Source organism: Bacillus carboniphilus (assembly GCF_039522365.1).
Lineage (GTDB): Bacteria > Bacillota > Bacilli > Bacillales > JC228 > Bacillus_BF > Bacillus_BF carboniphilus.
The window spans coordinates 1-16,397 of record NZ_BAAADJ010000002.1 but is presented as its reverse complement, the minus strand read 5'-3'; the positions used below and the strand labels follow the sequence as shown (position 1 = coordinate 16,397).

The following is a 16,397-nucleotide window of genomic DNA, read 5'->3' as shown; positions in this document are numbered from 1 at the left end:
CCTTAATCTGACTCAACTGCTTCACCTCTTTTAACTGATTTAATTGGAACCGTCACTTCAATGTAGGTTCCTTTTTCAGGAAGAGATCGAATGGTAAAGATTCCTCCCACTTCTTCACATCTTTCTTTCATAGTAGAAAGTCCATACGAGCCTGTTTTCGCTGTATCAACGCTGAAGCCTTTTCCGTTATCTCCTAAATAGAGATAGATATTTTCGCCTCTTTCAGTCAATTGACACTTCAATTGGGTAGCATTGGCATGTCTCAAAATATTGGAAATCCCTTCTTGGATAATTCTAAACAAATGCTCTTCCAATCCTTGGGAAAGTGGAGGTAACTCATCGATGCTAGCTTGGCACTTGATTGGAAACTTCTTCTGTATATCACGAAGCAGTTTAATCGTGGCGTCACTCAAGGATTCTCCTTCTAATTGGACAGGTCGCAAATGAAGTAATAGTGCTCTCATCTCTAGCTGTGACTGAGCAGAGATTCTAGATATCTCTGTCAATGAGTCTACTAATTCTTCCTTTGTCCGTTCCCCTTTCAATACAGCGGATGAAAGCATGGTAAGGGCAAAAAGCTGTTGGCTAATCGAATCATGCAGGTCTCGAGCTAGTCTTTGTCTTTCTTCTAGGGCTGCTGCCGTCTGCGCTTGCTGAGCAAGGACCGACTTTTCATCTGCTAGCCTTTGTAATGTATTAACTTGTTCTTCAATATGTTCCGCAAGTGCATTTAAGTCATCTGCAATAATCGAAAACTCGTTTTCTTCTTTCCAATCTAACCGTTCTTGCCAACGCCCTCTTCTTAACTGTGTAACATAAGTAGACAGGTCATCTGCCCTTTTTTTCATGGCTGTAGATGACCTGAATGTATAGTAGAAGGCAAAGGCAAAAATGGTAATGACTGCAAGGAGTGAAATCCACAATGAATCAATCAAAAAGTTTTTACCGTTTCGAGAAATGAGTAAGTATAGCTGAATTTCTACGAATATACATAAACTCACCGTGATGGCCATCCTTGTAAACTCTTGAAATAGCCATCCTCTTACACTTTGGTTAATGACGACTTTACTAGACTCCTTCAATTCGAACATCTCCGACCCACGCCTTAATATTGATATTTAGCTTTCTAGTAGCTTCATCATAATTTTTAGAAACGAATGAGCAATCTCCGCCCCAATAATTCCCCATTACCTTTACATCACCAATATTCACGCTAGCATTCACCTTGATCGGAATTCCTTCTGGAACAATCATTTTAATATCTGAGACTCTACATTTGATTTTGATTGTAATCTCTTCATCTGGAATATACGCCTTGCTAAAATCAAAATAGTAGTTCCCTATCGTAGAAGATAAATCTAGTGGAGTTAGCTCCCAGTTTGGCTTCTTCATAGAAAGGCTCGTAACTCCAATATTTCTCATTTTTTTCTCTTTGAGTTCTGTTACATCCTTTCCATTCACTTCCACTTTCACTTTTTTCTTATTGTCATCGGACTTAGAAATATCAATCCGTATATTTTTACCGATGTTCTTAAGTTTCTCATCCACCTGTTGTTGAATATCCTTCACACTGTTGTTGATGTCTGCTTGAAGATCATCCATGTCATGATCAAGTTTATCGAACTCATCACCGATTGAGTCATATTCATCCCCCATGGTATCGAACTCTTCATCGTCAATATCATGTTCATTAGAAGCTAGTTGGATAGGTTCCTTTACGGATGACTTCTGTTTTCTTCTCAACTTACTCCCAAGCATCCAGATTCCAATGAGGATAAATAATAATGGCCACAATTTTTTTCCATCTGAAAAAGCAAAATCGATGATTTCTAAGCGATCAGCAATCAGTAATGTTGAGAATATAGTGGTAAATCCCCCTAAAATCAGAAGAAACAGTGATGGGTTCTTAAACCCTTTATATAACCATCTCAAACCAAAGAAAATTAGGATAAACGGGTAGACTAGGACAAAAATCTCTTCTAGCCCAAAAGAAATGACCCCAAAATTGAGGAGGAGTAATACAACCCCAGTCCCTAGCAATAATAACGGAAATAAAGCCCTCATATATTTCACATTTCCTTTCTTCTGTTCCTTTACTAGTTAGTTTAATAGTAATCTAACATAAAAGAAACGTCCTCAAGGTCGAACTTGAAGTCAGTCTCTGGACGGATGGACACACACCATTCACCTTCCTCTACATATTCTGTAATACATCTGGGCTGCCAGGATAAAAGAGGAGGTTTTTTCATGGGTGTTGAAATGACAGCCATCCACTGGATTTATGTATCCTTTATCGCTCTTATCATTGGATTCATGGTGAAAAAGAGAGATACTACTTTAGTTTGTATTGCTGGAATTTTCTTAATTGCACTAACCGCTACAGGTGAGTTAACCACCTCGGTTATGAGTATCTTTACTGGTTTCACCTATGCCATAAGTGAACTTCTAGGTACGATTCTCGTTATATCTATTATCGTCGCCATGAGTAAAGTGTTAATGGATTCGAAAATTAACGATGTTATGATTTCACCATTTACCAAAATTATTAGAACGCCTACACTAGCCTATTGGACGATTGGTATTGTTATGATGGTGATTTCATGGTTTTTCTGGCCTTCACCAGCTGTAGCTCTAATCGGTGCCGTGTTCTTACCTGTTGCCATTCGTGTGGGTTTGCCGGCTCTTGGCGTCGCCATAGCGATGAACTTGTTTGGTCACGGGATTGCTTTATCTGGTGACTTTATTATTCAGGCAGCACCAAAGCTTACGGCTGATGCAGCAGGATTAGAGGTACAAGAAGTTGTGAATGCAAGTATTCCACTAGTCATCGTCATGGGTGTTGTGACAACAGTTGCCGCTTTTATTTTTCTAAAGCGTGATATGAAACTTGGAAAATTAAAAGTAGAAAACAATGCTTATACAGATACTTCTAATGACAATGAGACTCCGAATCTTTTATCTAATAACGTAAAAAGAATCTTTGCGATTATGATTCCCGTTTTATTTGCCCTAGATGTTTGGGCAATGTTTCAGTTTAATTTAACAGGTGGAGATGCAACAGCATTAGTTGGTGGTACGTCAATTTTCATCCTTATCATCATAACTCTATTTAGCCACAAAAATAAGGGGCTTGAAAAGACGACCTCCTATTTAATTGATGGCTTCCAATTCGGTTTTAAAGTATTTGGCCCTGTAATTCCCATAGCTGCCTTTTTCTATTTAGGGGATTCAGGGTTCGGTACAATTATAGGAGATTTTCTCCCTGAAGCTTCAAATGGAATTGTAAATGATCTTGGGGTTGGTTTAGCTTCCATAGTCCCTCTCACGAAGGAAGTTGGCGCCATCACTTTAACAGCAGTTGGTGCTATTACTGGTCTTGATGGTTCAGGATTCTCTGGAATATCTCTTGCTGGTTCCATTGCAAGTCTTTTCTCAGCATCCATAGAGGGTGGAGCAGCAACATTAACAGCACTAGGGCAAATTTCAGCCATTTGGGTTGGTGGAGGTACACTGGTTCCATGGGCTCTTATTCCTGCCGCTGCTATTTGTAATGTCGATCCGTTTGAATTAGCTCGTAAAAATTTACTACCTGTGACCATCGGTTTAGTTGTTACGACTATTGTAGCGATGTTCCTATTGTAAAGAAAACTCGCCGATTGGCGAGCCTTTAGGCGATGATTAGGCGTAGTTGCGTTTATACTATACACCTTAAAATTTTATCTACGCCGAATTTACTTCTCGCTAAAATTTTATATTTTCTTATAGTGTGAGGAAAAGGGATGGAAAAACCATCCCTTTTCACTTAGGAAATTTAGATTCATATCTTCTATAAAGAAACAGACACAGCATGAGGAGTGCGAAGCCAAGCGCATATCCCCCAATGACATCAGATGGGTAATGAACATGTAGAATAATACGACTCGTCCCCGAAAGGAATGCAATTAAAATACCCGTTACATAAATGGTAATCTTAGCTCCTCTTGATTGAACTTCTTTTGCAATAAAATAGGCTAATAATACGTAAAATACAAGGGATATCATGGCATGTCCACTTGGAAAAGCCAGCTCTTCTTCAGCCAATAGGGCCGTTTCGGGACGTTCCCTACCAACATATTCTTTCAACCAATTCTTCAGGTAGTTTCCTCCACCTACGCCCAGAGCTAGGATCGCCAACCCCAGATAGTTTTTTCTTTTAAACCATAACCAACATAATAATAATAGTGCACCAACAATAATCGTTGGTTTATTTCCAACGATGGTCACGCCCTTTGCTACTTGGACCATAACATCGCCAGATATAGCATTAAAAAATGAAAAAATAGTAGAATCAAAACCTGTCATCCCATCCGTTTGGGCAATGGAATACATCCAGAAGAAAATAAATAAGGCCGGTATACACATCGTATATAGCAAAATCCACATAGACCTTTGGTTCAAAGCAGCTCCTCCTTTTTTCCTATACTGTTATTTAATGTTTTTATTGGAAATATTTCAAGCCATTTTTCATACTTTCTTAAAAGTGTAAAAATTCCGAAGGCGTGCTATAATACTTTGAAATAAGAGGGGGAATGAATATGGAGACCAAACTTTTCCAAAGATTAGAACAATATTACGATGAAATGGTTTCAATTAGACGTTATTTACACCAACACCCTGAATTATCTTTTAAAGAATATGAGACTGCAAAATACATAGAAAACTATTACAAAGAGTTAGGAATCGAAGTGAGAGGAAATGTGGGCGGTAACGGCGTTGTAGCAAGGGTTAAAGGTACGAAACCAGGCTTGACTGTTGCTTTACGTGCTGACTTTGATGCCCTTCCAATAGAGGAAGAAACAGATCTTCCTTATAAATCAAAAACACCTGGTGTTATGCATGCCTGTGGTCATGATGGTCATACCGCGACACTTTTGGTCTTAGGGAAAGTTCTTCATGAACTAAAGAGTGAATTAGAAGGGGAATATGTTCTTATTCACCAGCATGCGGAGGAATATGCTCCCGGCGGTGCTCTTCCTATGATTGAAGATGGTTGCTTAGATGGTGTTGATGTGATTTTTGGTACCCATCTTTGGGCAACGGTTCCTTTCGGTGAAATCCAATATCGAGTTGGCCCGATCATGGCGGCTGCTGACCGTTTCCAAATTACAGTGAACGGGAAAGGTGGTCACGGCGCGCAGCCTCATCGTACTCATGATGCGATTGTCACTGGTGCTCAAATTGTGTCTCACCTCCAACAAGTAGTTAGTAGACGTGTGAATCCAATCGACTCAGGAGTTTTATCGGTTGGTTCATTTGTAGCAGATAATGCATTTAACGTTATTGCTGATAAAGCAAAACTTGCTGGTACGGTTAGGACATTTAATGAAACAGTACGTGACCAAATCGAAGCGGAAATTGAAACAATCGTAAAAGGAGTCTGTCTAGCTAACCACAGTGATTATGAGTATTTATATGAACGTGGGTACTCCGCTGTGGTGAATCACAAAGATGAAACGCATTATTTAGTAGAGCAAGCGAAACAAATTCCGGATGTTATGTCAGTCAAAGAAGCAGAGCCAGAAATGGGAGGAGAAGATTTCGCCTACTACTTGCAACATGTGAAGGGTACCTTCTTTTTCACTGGAGCTAAGCCTGAAGGTGTGGATGTACCATATCCTCATCATCATCCGAAGTTCGATTTTAATGAGAAAGCTATGTTAGTGGCTGCTAAAACATTAGGTTCCGCTGCCATTCATGCGCATCAAGCGGAGACTGTGTTATCCGGGCAGGAGTAACAGACTTTTAGGATGGCAAACAGAAATAAATAAAAAATGCTCAGATTATATTCTGGGCATTTTTTTATCCCTATTCTTCTTTCTTTTGATAGACAGAAATAATACAAGAATAACTATAGGTATAGCTAAGACTTTTAATATATGTCCAACAGGGTTTCCACTGAACCCAAATTCACCATGTAACAATGAATTAGGCTGATATGTAGTAGATTCAGTTATTCCATATTTCTCCCTTGCTCTCTCTATTTCTTCATCTGTGTACTCCGTTTGTGCAATTTCTTCAATAAAAGCTTCTTCTTGAGCAAAAGTAATGGCTGGGTACACGTTTGAAGATAATATAATATGAACTAAAACGAGTGCTACGACCTTTTTCATCCTTTTATTCAACCCCATTTGTTCCTGTAACTTTAATCCTATAACTCTCTTAATCTCTTCATAGCAGAATGAGCAGTTAGTCTATGAAAGGATAGTAATTGATTTTTATAGATCACTCCATAGATTCCATAAGGAGTAGGAGAAAGTCTCATCAATTCTTCTCTATTCTTAATATCAATGATTTCTGCTTTTATTTCTAATTTATCCGCGGCCTTCATAACGTTATCAGTTGCTACTTCTACGAAAGGACACTGTGGTGTACGGAGGATTGTTAAACCACTGAAGCGTGCAAGACGTTCCTCCCAATCATTCGGAAAATAGGGGTCTGGTGCATCACCGAATTTATGGACAAGCAATTCAAATCCATACGGTGCATGATCGACTTCGAGAAAATCGTTTTTAATAAAAATGTCCTTACTAGGTGTCCATGATGTGTTTGGGTTTGTAATAACTATGACTCCATCTTTATTTTTTTCTTTGGCATCCTGAATACATTTACGAATCAATGTAGAGGCATGCCCTTTTCCTGTGATGTGAACCCATAAGCAATGAATGACTAAATAGTTATCACCACACACCACCCTTGAAGAATATTCGATAGGTGTGTATTCAATGAAACCAGCTAATTTTTCGTTGTCCATCACTTTTATGTATTTTAACCCTTCATTAAACCTATCCCTAAGCCAGGCATTTTTATTTGTATAACCTGTTGAATTAGGCTGACTACGAAGACAGTAACATCCACTTTGATTTAAATTCTCTTGATTTAACTCAATCATTTCGGTTGTCGTCACTAGTTTCTCCCCCTGGATTTTCTTTTAAAAAAGCAGTCCCTAATCTCATATTACAAAAGGGGACTGCTGTTTGTGTGTAGTATCAATTATTCTTCTGTAAAATACCTCATTCGAAAAGCATACTTCGCGGTCTCCCCTAAATGATCTAAAAGCTGATAATTCACATAAAGACCGACCACTGCCCCGATTCCTGGAACCATCTGCAACATCTTTTTGACATCTAAATAATCGCGATACTCTTGCTGAAAGGTTTGCCAATCAAGTTCGACTAACTCTTCTTTTTCTGCGTTCCAATTTTCTAGTACAGCTAACGTCTCTTTTCTCTTTTCATCACTTGAGTATGCCAATAATAGAACATAAAGAATGTAGATCCGATTCTCATACTCCTTTGGATCAAATCCATAAATACTTGAAATATCAAATAAATATCGGAGTTTTATCGATAGGAGTAAAGGGAAATCAGCTAGTCCTAACATGATTCCGCCAGCTCCAGTCCCCGCTCCCTCTACTGCCGCTGTTTTCTTATAGATATTCAATTTTTCTATGGCTAATTTCTCCCGATCCTGTAGGTCCATCTTTGATATGGGGTCCATTCTCTTTATATCTGAACCAACTAAAGCGGTTTTAACCATTCCTTTAATACTCTCTGTTATGACTTGATGTACTTTTTTTGGGATCCATTTATTTGCCTTTAATTGTAGATTTTTAGCCATTCGATTGAGCGAACTTGATTTCCTAAACTGTTTGACCTTCCAAAACTCTAGGTCACTTTTTGCTATTTCGTCATAGCTATTTATGTTTATCCCCTCCGTATGTTCAAACACACGGTACACTCCTTACTGCATGTTCGTTTCCTTTTGAATTCTTTTTTCAATATACATTTTCATAAAGAAGAAAATGAACAAGTATCCCGTCAAAATGGCGATTATAAAGAAGAGCCATTCTTGATGAAATAAAAAGATACTGGATAAAATGACAAGCTGGATCGCTAACACACCCGCCAAAAATTTTGTAAACGATTGGATTCTTGCTTTTGCTTGAAATGGATATAATCGTACCCAAAGTGAAAAGGCATTTTGTTTGAATAACGGAATAAGCTGAAAACCAGTTAAATAAATCGTGATTAAAGTGGCTAATAACATAAACCAAACGGATTCAAGCATAAATGAAATCACAAATCCAATGACGGTTAGACGGAAGGTTAAACCAAAGTAGTCACCATATCTTATGTAAGTCCGTGCAAAAAGATATACATAAGCTGTTTCTTTCCCCTTCTTGCCTGGCAAAAGGAAATCAAGCGGTCTTCTTCTTTTCACTCGACTCTTTAATTTAGGTACATCGGTAAACATGTTTGCGAAACGATAAAATTCATATCTACGTTGGACATCTTCTGCTATTAGATCATCCCATTTAATCAACTTGTTTTTGGTATTACTCCACAAAATTATCGTTAGTGCTAAGAAAATTCCTAACACGATTAACAGAAACACCCATTCAGCTTGCAAAAAGAAATACAAAGCTGATGCATTTAGGAGGTAGCGGACAAACGGGCTGTAGGTTCTACCGATCCCTCTTTCCTTGAAAACCATCCATCGCACCCAGATATTTAATGCTTTTAAAAGAGCAATAAAAACAAAAATAGAAAGAAAGGTTTGTGTCCCTTCTACACGGTCATAAATACCATATAAAACTAAAAGAACAATTAGTAGCGGTGCTAACTGCATTAGAAAGCTATAAACACCTGATTTCCAAAAATAGGGACGGAAGTGGACCTCTGCCGGAAGTAAAAAGGCCTGGTCTGCTTCTTGCAAAAAAGTGGCTGTTCGGCTTCTTGTAATCAATAACGCAAGTAATATGGAAAGAACCATCGCAGCTGGGAATGTTGGCTCTAATGTTTGAAGCCATGCTTGGTACTGAAGTGCACCACCTGCTATAACAAAGATAACAACGATCAAAAGATGGTCATTAAACATATAACGGAGATACTTTTGATAATCCTTCCACTGTTCTTGTATTCGATTACTCCAAAGCTTTCGGCTATTCATCTTCATCATGCCCCTTAGTTAAAAATAAGTACATATCATCTAAGGTAGCGTTTGGCATCCCAGTAAGTTTCCTTAATTCCTCTAAGGTTCCTTTTGCAATAATTTTTCCATTGTGAATAATAATGAAACGATCACAATATCTTTCAGCTGTCGCCAATATATGTGTAGACATTAAAATACCTGCACCCTTTTGCTTTTCCTTCGTCAATAAATTCAGTAAGGACTGGATAGCAATGGGATCTAACCCTACAAAAGGCTCATCTATAATGTATAGCTTGGGCTCTACTAAGAAAGCACACATAATAATTACCTTCTGCTTCATCCCTTTTGAGAAATGAGCAGGGAACCATTGAAGCCTTTTTTCCATTCTAAATTCCTTCAGAAGAGCTTCTTTTCTTTTTTCAGCCTCTTTTTCATCAATGTTATACATCATTGCAGTCAAAGCAAAATGTTCTTCTAGCGTTAGTTCTTCATATAAGACAGGAGTTTCAGGTATGTAGCTTAGCTTTTGTCTAAAAACTTCTGGGTCTTCATACACGGTTGTCCCACCTAACGTAATCGTCCCTTTCTGCTGTTCAAGCAGTCCAATAATATGTTTGATGGTTGTGCTTTTTCCTGCTCCATTCAATCCAATAAGAGCCACAAGCTCTCCTTCATTTACTTCAAAATCAATATCATGAATGACAGGCTTTCTTGAATAACCGCCCGTAATATTTTTCACGTTTAATAAAGACATGTGGCGTATCCTCCATGGTTTATCTCTTATTTTTTATATCGTACCAAATTTTATGGTCTTACTCCTAGTGAAAGCATAAAAAAATTGGAAAGGATTTCTAGTGTATTTAAAGTCTAATCCGGCCATTCTAATTAGCGAAGGGGTTAGCAATTGAAAAAAGCCATATAGACAAAGCAAAGCCTTTCCGAAAAATATCTTTTATGAAGATATATTAAGGGGATGGTCGTGTTGCACGGAGAGTGGAAAACCCGATAACAACCATTAAATGAATGACAATTCTAAAATGGGGTGTTTATCAAAGATAAAGCCACTGTAAGCTCTTTCTAAGATCTTTTGATCTTGAGCGCTTGTACACTCTAACCAGTAGGAACGACACATTCAAAATGGGGTGTTTGTTAAAGAGATATATGCGTAATTTCAATTAAGTAATCCCCTTCAAGAGGCGGAATCCTTATTCGAGGATTTCGCCTTCTTATTTTTGAGAAAAGGGTTTTCTGATTCTGTACAGATTTTTGCTTACCTGTACTAAAACTAGGTAATAAATTCAGTTTATGTTCTCCTTTTTCCTATCCTTCACCAAAACTAGAACATAAAACCGGTTTATGTTCTCTTTTTTCCTTTCCATCACCAAAACTAGAACATAAATCCTGTTTATGTTCACTTTTTTCCTTTTCATCACCAAAACTAGAACATAAATCCGGTTTATGTTCTCTTTTTTCCTTTCCATCACCAAAACTAGAACATAAAACCAGTTTATGTTCTCTTTTTCCCCTTCCTCCACCAAAACCAGGACATAAATCCGGTTTATGTTCTCTTTTTCCCCTTCATCAAACAAAACTCTCTTATAAAATCCAGCCCCACCTTAAGGTCGCCCCCACCCCAACTTTCAAACCTTTCCGCTCCTGTGGTACAATATCCCAAAAAAGAACAGGAGTTGGACGAATATGGATGATTGCATTTTTTGTAAGATCATAAAGGGAGAAATTCCTGCTGCAAAGGTATATGAAAACGAGCATGTGCTTGCTTTCTTGGACATTAGCCAAGTTACAAAAGGACATACTCTGGTAATCCCGAAAGTACATAAAGAAAACATTTACGAACTGACTCCAGAGATTTCTAAGCAAATTTTTGAAGTTGTACCTGAGATTGCAAAGGCTGTAAAAGAAGCTTATGAACCAGTGGGACTTAACCTTCTTAATAACAACGGTGAAGAAGCTGGTCAATCTGTATTCCATTACCATATGCACATCATTCCTCGCTACGGTAAAGGAGACGGATTTGGCGCTGTTTGGAAATCTCATCAAAGTGAATACACTGGAGAAAAGCTCCAAACCATTGCTAGTGAAATCAATCAAAAGATTCAATTGTAATTTCGAAAAAGAATTACGAACATGTTCACAACCTGAAACTTATGATATAATACCTATAATCTCGCTATAGACCAGAGGGTACTATAGGGGATCACAGATTAGTTAGAATAGATGAGGAGAGATGAGTAATGAAGACAAAAGAATTAGTTTTACTTGCACTTTTAATTGCAATGGGGACAGTACTACACCTTGTTATCCCTGGAATCGGTGGGGGCATGAAACCAGATATGCTTTTGGTTATGATGTTTTTAGGAATCATTTTATTTCCAAAAGCAAAATACGTTCTATTAGTGGGTATCGCTTCAGGAATCATGTCAGCTTTAACAACCAATATGCCAGGTGGTCAGCTTCCTAATATCATTGATAAATTTCTAACTGCGTTTATCTTCTTTGGATTATTTATGGCTATTAAAAAATTGAGTACATCCATAGTACCAGTAGCAGTTTTAACGGCAGTCGGAACCTTTGTATCAGGTATGATTTTCTTAGGAACAGCGTTGTTTATTGTTGAGTTACCAAATACATTCCTTGCTCTAACAGTAGGAATTGTTTTACCGACAGTCGCTCTTAATACCATCGTAATGGTCATTATTTACCCAATTGCAATGAAGTTAACGCAAAGACTTCAAGTTAAAACAAATCATGTTAATATCTAATAATGAAATGATGCCTAGGCTAATATAGCCTAGGCTTTTATGTTTTCAGCCAGCAGGTATATACAACAGAATTATACCTAATAACAAACTTGCTACCGCAAATGTTCCTAGTGTTTGTATTTTCTTCCGAATAATGGTTTTTGGAGGATACATCCTAGATTTTTTTAAAATCATGGAATAATACACGGTAGCGCCAAATAATAAGAAACTAATAAGAAATAAAATAACCATAACAGCTGTCATACAACTAATCATCCTCTCTACATAGTTACGAAAGGCTTAATCAAATATATACGATTTTTCTTCATACACTTTTTTCATATATATTCACCCATGATTCTGGACATGAATAAACTTAACGAAATGTTTTTTCAAAAAAATTTCTTTTCGAAAATGAAGAGGAATTTTTAAACACTTGTAGAAGTTTTTATTACCCTAGTTTTTGAGGTGATGGTATGAAAATTAGATCTTTGATAACCGGTGTATTAGTTGGAGGATTGATTGGTAGTGCGACAGTTCTGTTCACTACTCCAACGTCTGGACGAGAGGTGAGAACTTCTCTAAAAAATGGAACTAAAGAATGGGGATCATTAGTAAAAGATGTTCAAAATAAAGCATCTAATGTAAAGACTGATGTATTAAAATTAGTTTCTGAAGGAAAAAAGGCAGCTGGAATTGTTCAGAATCAAATGAAGCCTTCCATTCAACAGTGGAAAAATTCCCTAGACCCCCAAATGGAAGAATTCAGAAAAGAAATGGAAGAGATTCAAAAGCAATTTCAACATCTCGAACAATCTATTTATCAGAAATAGACAAAATTTTTGCATTTTTTCATCTTCCCAACCATTCATTTTACTGGCATAATAATAAGAAAAGCTAAAACGCCTTAATTACCCCGATATCTCTTCGGTGGGAAAATCTTCGTAGAAAGACTATGAAGGCGTTTAGCTGGACAAATAAGCTTAGGAAGTACCTCGAATGAAGCCGAGGTTATCTAATCCGTTATTTGGTATTAGAAGTAAAATTCATAAAGGGTTAGATCAGGAAGAATAGGCAGGTGTGTATATGACGGAATCCTTTAAGTCAAAAAAAGAAGCCATGATGTTTAGTCAACGTATTGCTCAGCTGAGTAAAGCTCTTTGGAAATCAGTAGAAAAAGACTGGCAACAATGGATTAAACCGTACGATCTTAATATAAACGAACACCATATTTTATGGATTACCTACCACTTAGGTGGGGCCTCCATTTCTGATGTGGCAAAGTTTGGTGTCATGCATGTATCAACAGCTTTTAATTTTTCGAAAAAATTAGAAGAGCGTGGATTATTGACCTTTTCAAAAAGGGAAAATGATAAGAGAAATACGTATGTCCAAATAACTGATAAAGGTGAGGAGATTCTCCTACAGTTGATGGATGAATACGAACCAGACGAAAACTCCGTTTATTCTGGGGCTCTTCCATTACGCAATTTATATGGGAAGTTTCCTGAAGTTGTTGAGGTTATGGCCATCGTTCGAAATATTTATGGCGAGGATTTTATGGATATCTTTGAAAAATCTTTTCATAATCTACAGCATGACTTTGAAGAAGTAGATGGAAAAATCCAGAAAAAAAGTATTGAAGAAAGTCCAACAGCGTAGTTCTTTTTTTTGGATGATTTTATGAATTTCACCCATTCCCACATTTTGGATGAACATACCTGAAATATTTATGAAAAAAACATCTTGATTTTGTCAAACAAATTGCTTACAGTATGTTAGGTGTGTTTTTTGAAATTAAAAATGAATGGACATTTGAGAGTAATAGTCTCATTGATTGTTAGGAAGATGTTCCTTTATAAGATATCGGAAAAAAGGGTGAGTATTCATGCATTGCTGGAAATCCATCCATGTATTTAAACATGACGGATTCTATCGAATGTTATTTTTTTCGTTTTTAACGATGCTATTTTCATTTATATTGTTATATTCTGTTACGCATGTACTCGTTGATGGTGCACGTCCAAATGAACAGTATTTTTCTTTATTTTTGCTATCATTATTTATACTATATCCGGTTCATAAACTTTTACACCTGCTTTCCTTCAAGTTGAGCGGTGTAAAATGTAGACTCGTAATGAAAAGTAAAGGAAAGATAAAATGTCAACTAAGTGATCCTGTTGCTAAAGTTTCCTATATAGGAGCGCTTCTGTTTCCATTTGTTTTTATCACATTAGCAGGATTCATATTGATCATTTGTTTTCCAGCCTATTTTCATTACATCGTGTTATTTTTAGCTTTACACACTGGTCTTTGTGTAGAAGATTTTATCTATCTGAAAAATATAATGAACACTCCCAAATCTTGTTTTATTGAAGAAACAAAAGATGGGATTGAAATTTTAATATTAAAATAATCGACTTGGCGCTCCCACCTTTTTTGGTTGCGCCTTTTTGTTTCACTACAGCAGATTAGTAGATTTAATAGAAATTGGTAGTTTGGTATAAAACCAAACTTTTGTTGCATATAATTTAAATGAATGTCCAATATAAGGATTGAATATCACAGTATCTTTTTTCATAATTATTTGGTATTGTTAAATACATAGAATCAAAGGAGGGGATTGGGATGATCTCTATGTTTCTACTTTTCTCTGTTTTCATCCTTTACTCCATCAACCGAATGACGAACTCTTTATGTATACAAAAAGAGATTCCTGAAGAACGTCAACCTAAAGTGTTCCGATTTATTAATGTTTCCATTACGATTCTTCTAGTTTCTTCATATGTAGAAATTTTATATACGTGATATACGGAAACCAATCGTCATTTTCATGGTTTAAAGAAAATAGAGATTCTATTTAAAATGCTCAAATAATAATTAAACAAGAAAAAAAGGAGAGGTTGCATGGCAATTCTCTCCTTTTGTGTTATAAGGGAAGCCCCCTATAATCGAGTGATTAGTAAATCCAAGCTGCACCGATAATAATGAGAAGGATGAACAATACTACGAGTAGCGCAAAGCCTCCTCCGTAAACTCCAGCTCCTGACATCCAAGGTTCCCTCCTCTCTCATTTACCACATGTTAATAAACCTTACAGCCATGCTGCACCTACGATAATTAACAAGATAAACAATACAACGATTAACGCGAAACCTCCTGCATATGCGTTACCCATTCAAACACCTCCTTTACAAGCGACTAACATATACTATTCAGCGAACGTACCATTCGACTAGGCACGTATCCCGTTTTAATGGAAATTCTTATTTCCTACATTTAGTAAATGTAGGCTGCCCCCACAATAACTAACAAAATAAACAACACAACGATTAACGCGAATCCTGAGTTAAATGTGTGACCCATTTTGTATACCTCCTTTTTTCTCTTCGCTATATACTATGTGGCCCGTGTAAATTTGGGTAAGCAATTCACCCAGATTTCTGAAACAAACATCACTTTTTTTAGTTAAAACCCCATAATTTCAAGGTTTATTAAAGTATTCTTCTTCTCTACATATCAAAAAATGGGCATATGCCTTCCCTTAACCATAAAAAAAACTGGGAAGAAAATTGGTGAATTTTATCATTTGCTCAAACCATTCTTCATTGTGTTATGACCTTCAATATGGTATAAGTTACTGTATGGGTTTTTGGTTATACATCAATGTTTAGGAGTGTTAACATGAAAAAATGGATGATGTCCTTTTTACTTTCTGGAGCTGTAGTAGTAGGTCTTGCTGCATGTTCTGATAATGGAGAGGGAGAAGCAAAAGAAGATAATTCAGAGGTACTTGTTGAATTTGAAGGCGGTACTGTTACAAAGGACGAGCTATATAATGCTATGAAAGATATGTTTGGTGAGCAAACGCTAAACACTCTATTACAGGAAAAAGTCCTTAATGCTAAATTTGATATTTCTGAAGAAAAAATTGATGAGCAAGTTGCTCCTATTAAAGAACAATTTGGTGAAAACTTTGAAATGGCGTTACAACAAAATGGATTTACAAGTGAAGAAGAATTTCGCCGTGCTGTAAAATTGGACTTGCTACGCCAAGAAGCAGCTAAGAGCCAAATTGACGTTAGTGACGAAGATTTACAAACGTACTATGAGGAAGAATGGGGAACTCCAAGAAAAGTTCGTCACATCCTTGTAGAAGATGAAGAAACTGCGAAGGAAGTAAAACAAAAGATTGAAGAAGGCGGAGACTTCGCTGAACTTGCAAAAGAATATTCTACAGATCCTGGTTCTAAAGATAGCGGTGGAGAGGTAGGCGAAGTTGCTGTAGATACAAATATGGTAGAACCTTTTAAGAAAGCTGCGCTTAGCCTAGATGTAAACGAAGTCAGCGAGCCAGTTGAATCACAATACGGTTTCCATATCATCCAAGTGACTGAAGCGGAAGAAAAGCCTGCTTTTGAAGACGCTAAAGAACAAGTAAAAGCTGATTACCAAAAAACAAAAATGGATGCTGCCTCTATTCAAGAAGCAGTAGACAAGGTAATGGATGAAGCTAAACTTGACGTGAAAGACGAAGATTTTAAAGACTTATTTGCACAACAATAATCGAGTAGGAGGGGGTGACTAACCCCCGACCTCTCACACCACCGTACGTACCGTTCGGTATACGGCGGTTCAACTATGATTGACGTAAAAATTCATATCGTT

At 37.0% G+C, this 16,397-nt stretch carries 22 protein-coding genes; 9 read left to right on the top strand and 13 right to left on the bottom strand.

Annotated elements, in window-relative coordinates:
* Positions 1-2: 2 nt before the first annotated feature.
* Complete coding sequence (locus tag ABDZ91_RS00470) at positions 3-1,091, bottom strand: sensor histidine kinase (RefSeq protein ID WP_343795341.1); 1,089 nt, start codon at positions 1,089-1,091, stop codon at positions 3-5.
* Positions 1,069-2,064 carry a cell wall-active antibiotics response protein LiaF gene (gene liaF, locus ABDZ91_RS00465; RefSeq protein ID WP_343795458.1) on the bottom strand — a complete coding sequence of 332 codons (996 nt, stop codon included), beginning with the start codon at positions 2,062-2,064 and terminating at the stop codon, positions 1,069-1,071. The genes ABDZ91_RS00470 and liaF overlap by 23 nt, the downstream gene beginning before the upstream one ends.
* A 183-nt stretch (positions 2,065-2,247) precedes the next feature.
* Between liaF and ABDZ91_RS00460 the strand changes: the two genes are divergently transcribed.
* Entirely contained in the window at positions 2,248-3,642 is a 1,395-nt protein-coding gene (locus ABDZ91_RS00460; protein WP_343795340.1) for a hypothetical protein, read from the top strand.
* A 156-nt stretch (positions 3,643-3,798) separates the two neighbouring features.
* Here the strand turns inward: ABDZ91_RS00460 and ABDZ91_RS00455 are convergent, their stop codons facing one another.
* Complete coding sequence (locus tag ABDZ91_RS00455) at positions 3,799-4,437, bottom strand: phosphatase PAP2 family protein (RefSeq protein ID WP_343795339.1); 639 nt, start codon at positions 4,435-4,437, stop codon at positions 3,799-3,801.
* Positions 4,438-4,574: 137 nt separating this feature from the next.
* Between ABDZ91_RS00455 and ABDZ91_RS00450 the strand changes: the two genes are divergently transcribed.
* Positions 4,575-5,774, top strand: a complete 1,200-nt coding sequence (locus ABDZ91_RS00450; RefSeq protein WP_343795337.1) for a M20 family metallopeptidase — start codon at positions 4,575-4,577, stop codon at positions 5,772-5,774.
* 45 nt (positions 5,775-5,819) lie between these two features.
* On the opposite strand, the gene ABDZ91_RS00445 is transcribed toward ABDZ91_RS00450, so the two are convergent.
* The 6 genes from ABDZ91_RS00445 to ABDZ91_RS00420 all read right to left on the bottom strand — a co-directional run bounded on the left by ABDZ91_RS00445 (position 5,820) and on the right by ABDZ91_RS00420 (position 10,559).
* Positions 5,820-6,149, bottom strand: coding sequence for a hypothetical protein (locus ABDZ91_RS00445; RefSeq protein ID WP_343795335.1), 330 nt, complete (start codon positions 6,147-6,149; stop codon positions 5,820-5,822).
* Positions 6,150-6,187: 38 nt separating this feature from the next.
* The gene (locus tag ABDZ91_RS00440; protein ID WP_343795333.1) at positions 6,188-6,943 is read right to left on the bottom strand and encodes a GNAT family N-acetyltransferase; all 756 of its coding nucleotides are present in this window, start codon (positions 6,941-6,943) and stop codon (positions 6,188-6,190) included.
* An 86-nt stretch (positions 6,944-7,029) separates the two neighbouring features.
* Positions 7,030-7,740, bottom strand: a complete 711-nt coding sequence (locus tag ABDZ91_RS00435; protein WP_425541769.1) for an EcsC family protein — start codon at positions 7,738-7,740, stop codon at positions 7,030-7,032.
* Between the two features lie 39 nt (positions 7,741-7,779).
* A complete protein-coding gene (locus tag ABDZ91_RS00430; protein WP_343795330.1) occupies positions 7,780-8,988 on the bottom strand; it encodes an ABC transporter permease in 1,209 nt (402 codons plus the stop codon).
* Positions 8,981-9,724, bottom strand: a complete 744-nt coding sequence (locus ABDZ91_RS00425) for an ABC transporter ATP-binding protein (RefSeq protein ID WP_343795329.1) — start codon at positions 9,722-9,724, stop codon at positions 8,981-8,983. Before ABDZ91_RS00425 ends, ABDZ91_RS00430 begins: the two co-directional genes overlap by 8 nt.
* 544 nt (positions 9,725-10,268) lie before the next feature.
* Positions 10,269-10,559, bottom strand: a complete 291-nt coding sequence (locus ABDZ91_RS00420; protein ID WP_343795328.1) for a hypothetical protein — start codon at positions 10,557-10,559, stop codon at positions 10,269-10,271.
* Positions 10,560-10,668: 109 nt separating this feature from the next.
* On the opposite strand from ABDZ91_RS00420, the gene ABDZ91_RS00415 reads away from it, so the two are divergent.
* Positions 10,669-11,094: an HIT family protein gene (locus ABDZ91_RS00415; protein ID WP_343795326.1), complete on the top strand. Its 426-nt coding sequence runs from the start codon at positions 10,669-10,671 to the stop codon at positions 11,092-11,094.
* 128 nt (positions 11,095-11,222) lie between these two features.
* Positions 11,223-11,750 (top strand): tryptophan transporter, encoded by a 528-nt coding sequence (locus ABDZ91_RS00410; RefSeq protein ID WP_343795324.1) that lies wholly within the window; start codon positions 11,223-11,225, stop codon positions 11,748-11,750.
* A gap of 45 nt (positions 11,751-11,795) precedes the next feature.
* On the opposite strand, the gene yhzF is transcribed toward ABDZ91_RS00410, so the two are convergent.
* Positions 11,796-11,993 (bottom strand): membrane protein YhzF, encoded by a 198-nt coding sequence (gene yhzF, locus ABDZ91_RS00405; RefSeq protein ID WP_343795322.1) that lies wholly within the window; start codon positions 11,991-11,993, stop codon positions 11,796-11,798.
* Positions 11,994-12,205: 212 nt separating this feature from the next.
* Between yhzF and ABDZ91_RS00400 the strand changes: the two genes are divergently transcribed.
* From ABDZ91_RS00400 to ABDZ91_RS00385, 4 genes are all read left to right on the top strand, one after another.
* Positions 12,206-12,562 (top strand): YtxH domain-containing protein, encoded by a 357-nt coding sequence (locus ABDZ91_RS00400; protein ID WP_343795320.1) that lies wholly within the window; start codon positions 12,206-12,208, stop codon positions 12,560-12,562.
* Between the two features lie 253 nt (positions 12,563-12,815).
* Entirely contained in the window at positions 12,816-13,391 is a 576-nt protein-coding gene (locus tag ABDZ91_RS00395; RefSeq protein WP_343795319.1) for an HTH-type transcriptional regulator Hpr, read from the top strand.
* 226 nt (positions 13,392-13,617) lie between these two features.
* Entirely contained in the window at positions 13,618-14,145 is a 528-nt protein-coding gene (locus ABDZ91_RS00390) for a DUF3267 domain-containing protein (protein ID WP_343795318.1), read from the top strand.
* Positions 14,146-14,357: 212 nt separating this feature from the next.
* Positions 14,358-14,537: a hypothetical protein gene (locus tag ABDZ91_RS00385; RefSeq protein ID WP_343795317.1), complete on the top strand. Its 180-nt coding sequence runs from the start codon at positions 14,358-14,360 to the stop codon at positions 14,535-14,537.
* 151 nt (positions 14,538-14,688) lie between these two features.
* Here the strand turns inward: ABDZ91_RS00385 and ABDZ91_RS00380 are convergent, their stop codons facing one another.
* From ABDZ91_RS00380 to ABDZ91_RS00370, 3 genes are all read right to left on the bottom strand, one after another.
* The gene (locus ABDZ91_RS00380) at positions 14,689-14,781 is read right to left on the bottom strand and encodes a YjcZ family sporulation protein (protein ID WP_343795315.1); all 93 of its coding nucleotides are present in this window, start codon (positions 14,779-14,781) and stop codon (positions 14,689-14,691) included.
* 42 nt (positions 14,782-14,823) lie between these two features.
* Complete coding sequence (locus ABDZ91_RS00375; protein ID WP_343795457.1) at positions 14,824-14,907, bottom strand: YjcZ family sporulation protein; 84 nt, start codon at positions 14,905-14,907, stop codon at positions 14,824-14,826.
* Positions 14,908-15,008: 101 nt separating this feature from the next.
* Positions 15,009-15,095, bottom strand: a complete 87-nt coding sequence (locus ABDZ91_RS00370; protein WP_343795455.1) for a YjcZ family sporulation protein — start codon at positions 15,093-15,095, stop codon at positions 15,009-15,011.
* Positions 15,096-15,413: 318 nt separating this feature from the next.
* On the opposite strand from ABDZ91_RS00370, the gene ABDZ91_RS00365 reads away from it, so the two are divergent.
* Positions 15,414-16,295 carry a peptidylprolyl isomerase gene (locus ABDZ91_RS00365; protein WP_343795313.1) on the top strand — a complete coding sequence of 294 codons (882 nt, stop codon included), beginning with the start codon at positions 15,414-15,416 and terminating at the stop codon, positions 16,293-16,295.
* Positions 16,296-16,397 lie beyond the last annotated feature (102 nt).

Coding starts and splice junctions, on each gene's coding strand:
- ABDZ91_RS00390 (WP_343795318.1), top strand. CDS start 13,618: ATGCATTGCTGGAAATCCATCCATGTATTTAAACATGACGGATTCTAT.
- ABDZ91_RS00375 (WP_343795457.1), bottom strand. CDS start 14,907: ATGGGTAACGCATATGCAGGAGGTTTCGCGTTAATCGTTGTATTGTTT.
- ABDZ91_RS00470 (WP_343795341.1), bottom strand. CDS start 1,091: ATGTTCGAATTGAAGGAGTCTAGTAAAGTCGTCATTAACCAAAGTGTA.
- ABDZ91_RS00410 (WP_343795324.1), top strand. CDS start 11,223: ATGAAGACAAAAGAATTAGTTTTACTTGCACTTTTAATTGCAATGGGG.
- ABDZ91_RS00450 (WP_343795337.1), top strand. CDS start 4,575: ATGGAGACCAAACTTTTCCAAAGATTAGAACAATATTACGATGAAATG.
- ABDZ91_RS00365 (WP_343795313.1), top strand. CDS start 15,414: ATGAAAAAATGGATGATGTCCTTTTTACTTTCTGGAGCTGTAGTAGTA.
- ABDZ91_RS00430 (WP_343795330.1), bottom strand. CDS start 8,988: ATGAATAGCCGAAAGCTTTGGAGTAATCGAATACAAGAACAGTGGAAG.
- ABDZ91_RS00400 (WP_343795320.1), top strand. CDS start 12,206: ATGAAAATTAGATCTTTGATAACCGGTGTATTAGTTGGAGGATTGATT.
- ABDZ91_RS00370 (WP_343795455.1), bottom strand. CDS start 15,095: ATGGGTCACACATTTAACTCAGGATTCGCGTTAATCGTTGTGTTGTTT.
- liaF (WP_343795458.1), bottom strand. CDS start 2,064: ATGAGGGCTTTATTTCCGTTATTATTGCTAGGGACTGGGGTTGTATTA.
- ABDZ91_RS00395 (WP_343795319.1), top strand. CDS start 12,816: ATGACGGAATCCTTTAAGTCAAAAAAAGAAGCCATGATGTTTAGTCAA.
- ABDZ91_RS00425 (WP_343795329.1), bottom strand. CDS start 9,724: ATGTCTTTATTAAACGTGAAAAATATTACGGGCGGTTATTCAAGAAAG.
- ABDZ91_RS00445 (WP_343795335.1), bottom strand. CDS start 6,149: ATGAAAAAGGTCGTAGCACTCGTTTTAGTTCATATTATATTATCTTCA.
- ABDZ91_RS00385 (WP_343795317.1), top strand. CDS start 14,358: ATGATCTCTATGTTTCTACTTTTCTCTGTTTTCATCCTTTACTCCATC.
- ABDZ91_RS00460 (WP_343795340.1), top strand. CDS start 2,248: ATGGGTGTTGAAATGACAGCCATCCACTGGATTTATGTATCCTTTATC.
- yhzF (WP_343795322.1), bottom strand. CDS start 11,993: ATGACAGCTGTTATGGTTATTTTATTTCTTATTAGTTTCTTATTATTT.
- ABDZ91_RS00380 (WP_343795315.1), bottom strand. CDS start 14,781: ATGTCAGGAGCTGGAGTTTACGGAGGAGGCTTTGCGCTACTCGTAGTA.
- ABDZ91_RS00415 (WP_343795326.1), top strand. CDS start 10,669: ATGGATGATTGCATTTTTTGTAAGATCATAAAGGGAGAAATTCCTGCT.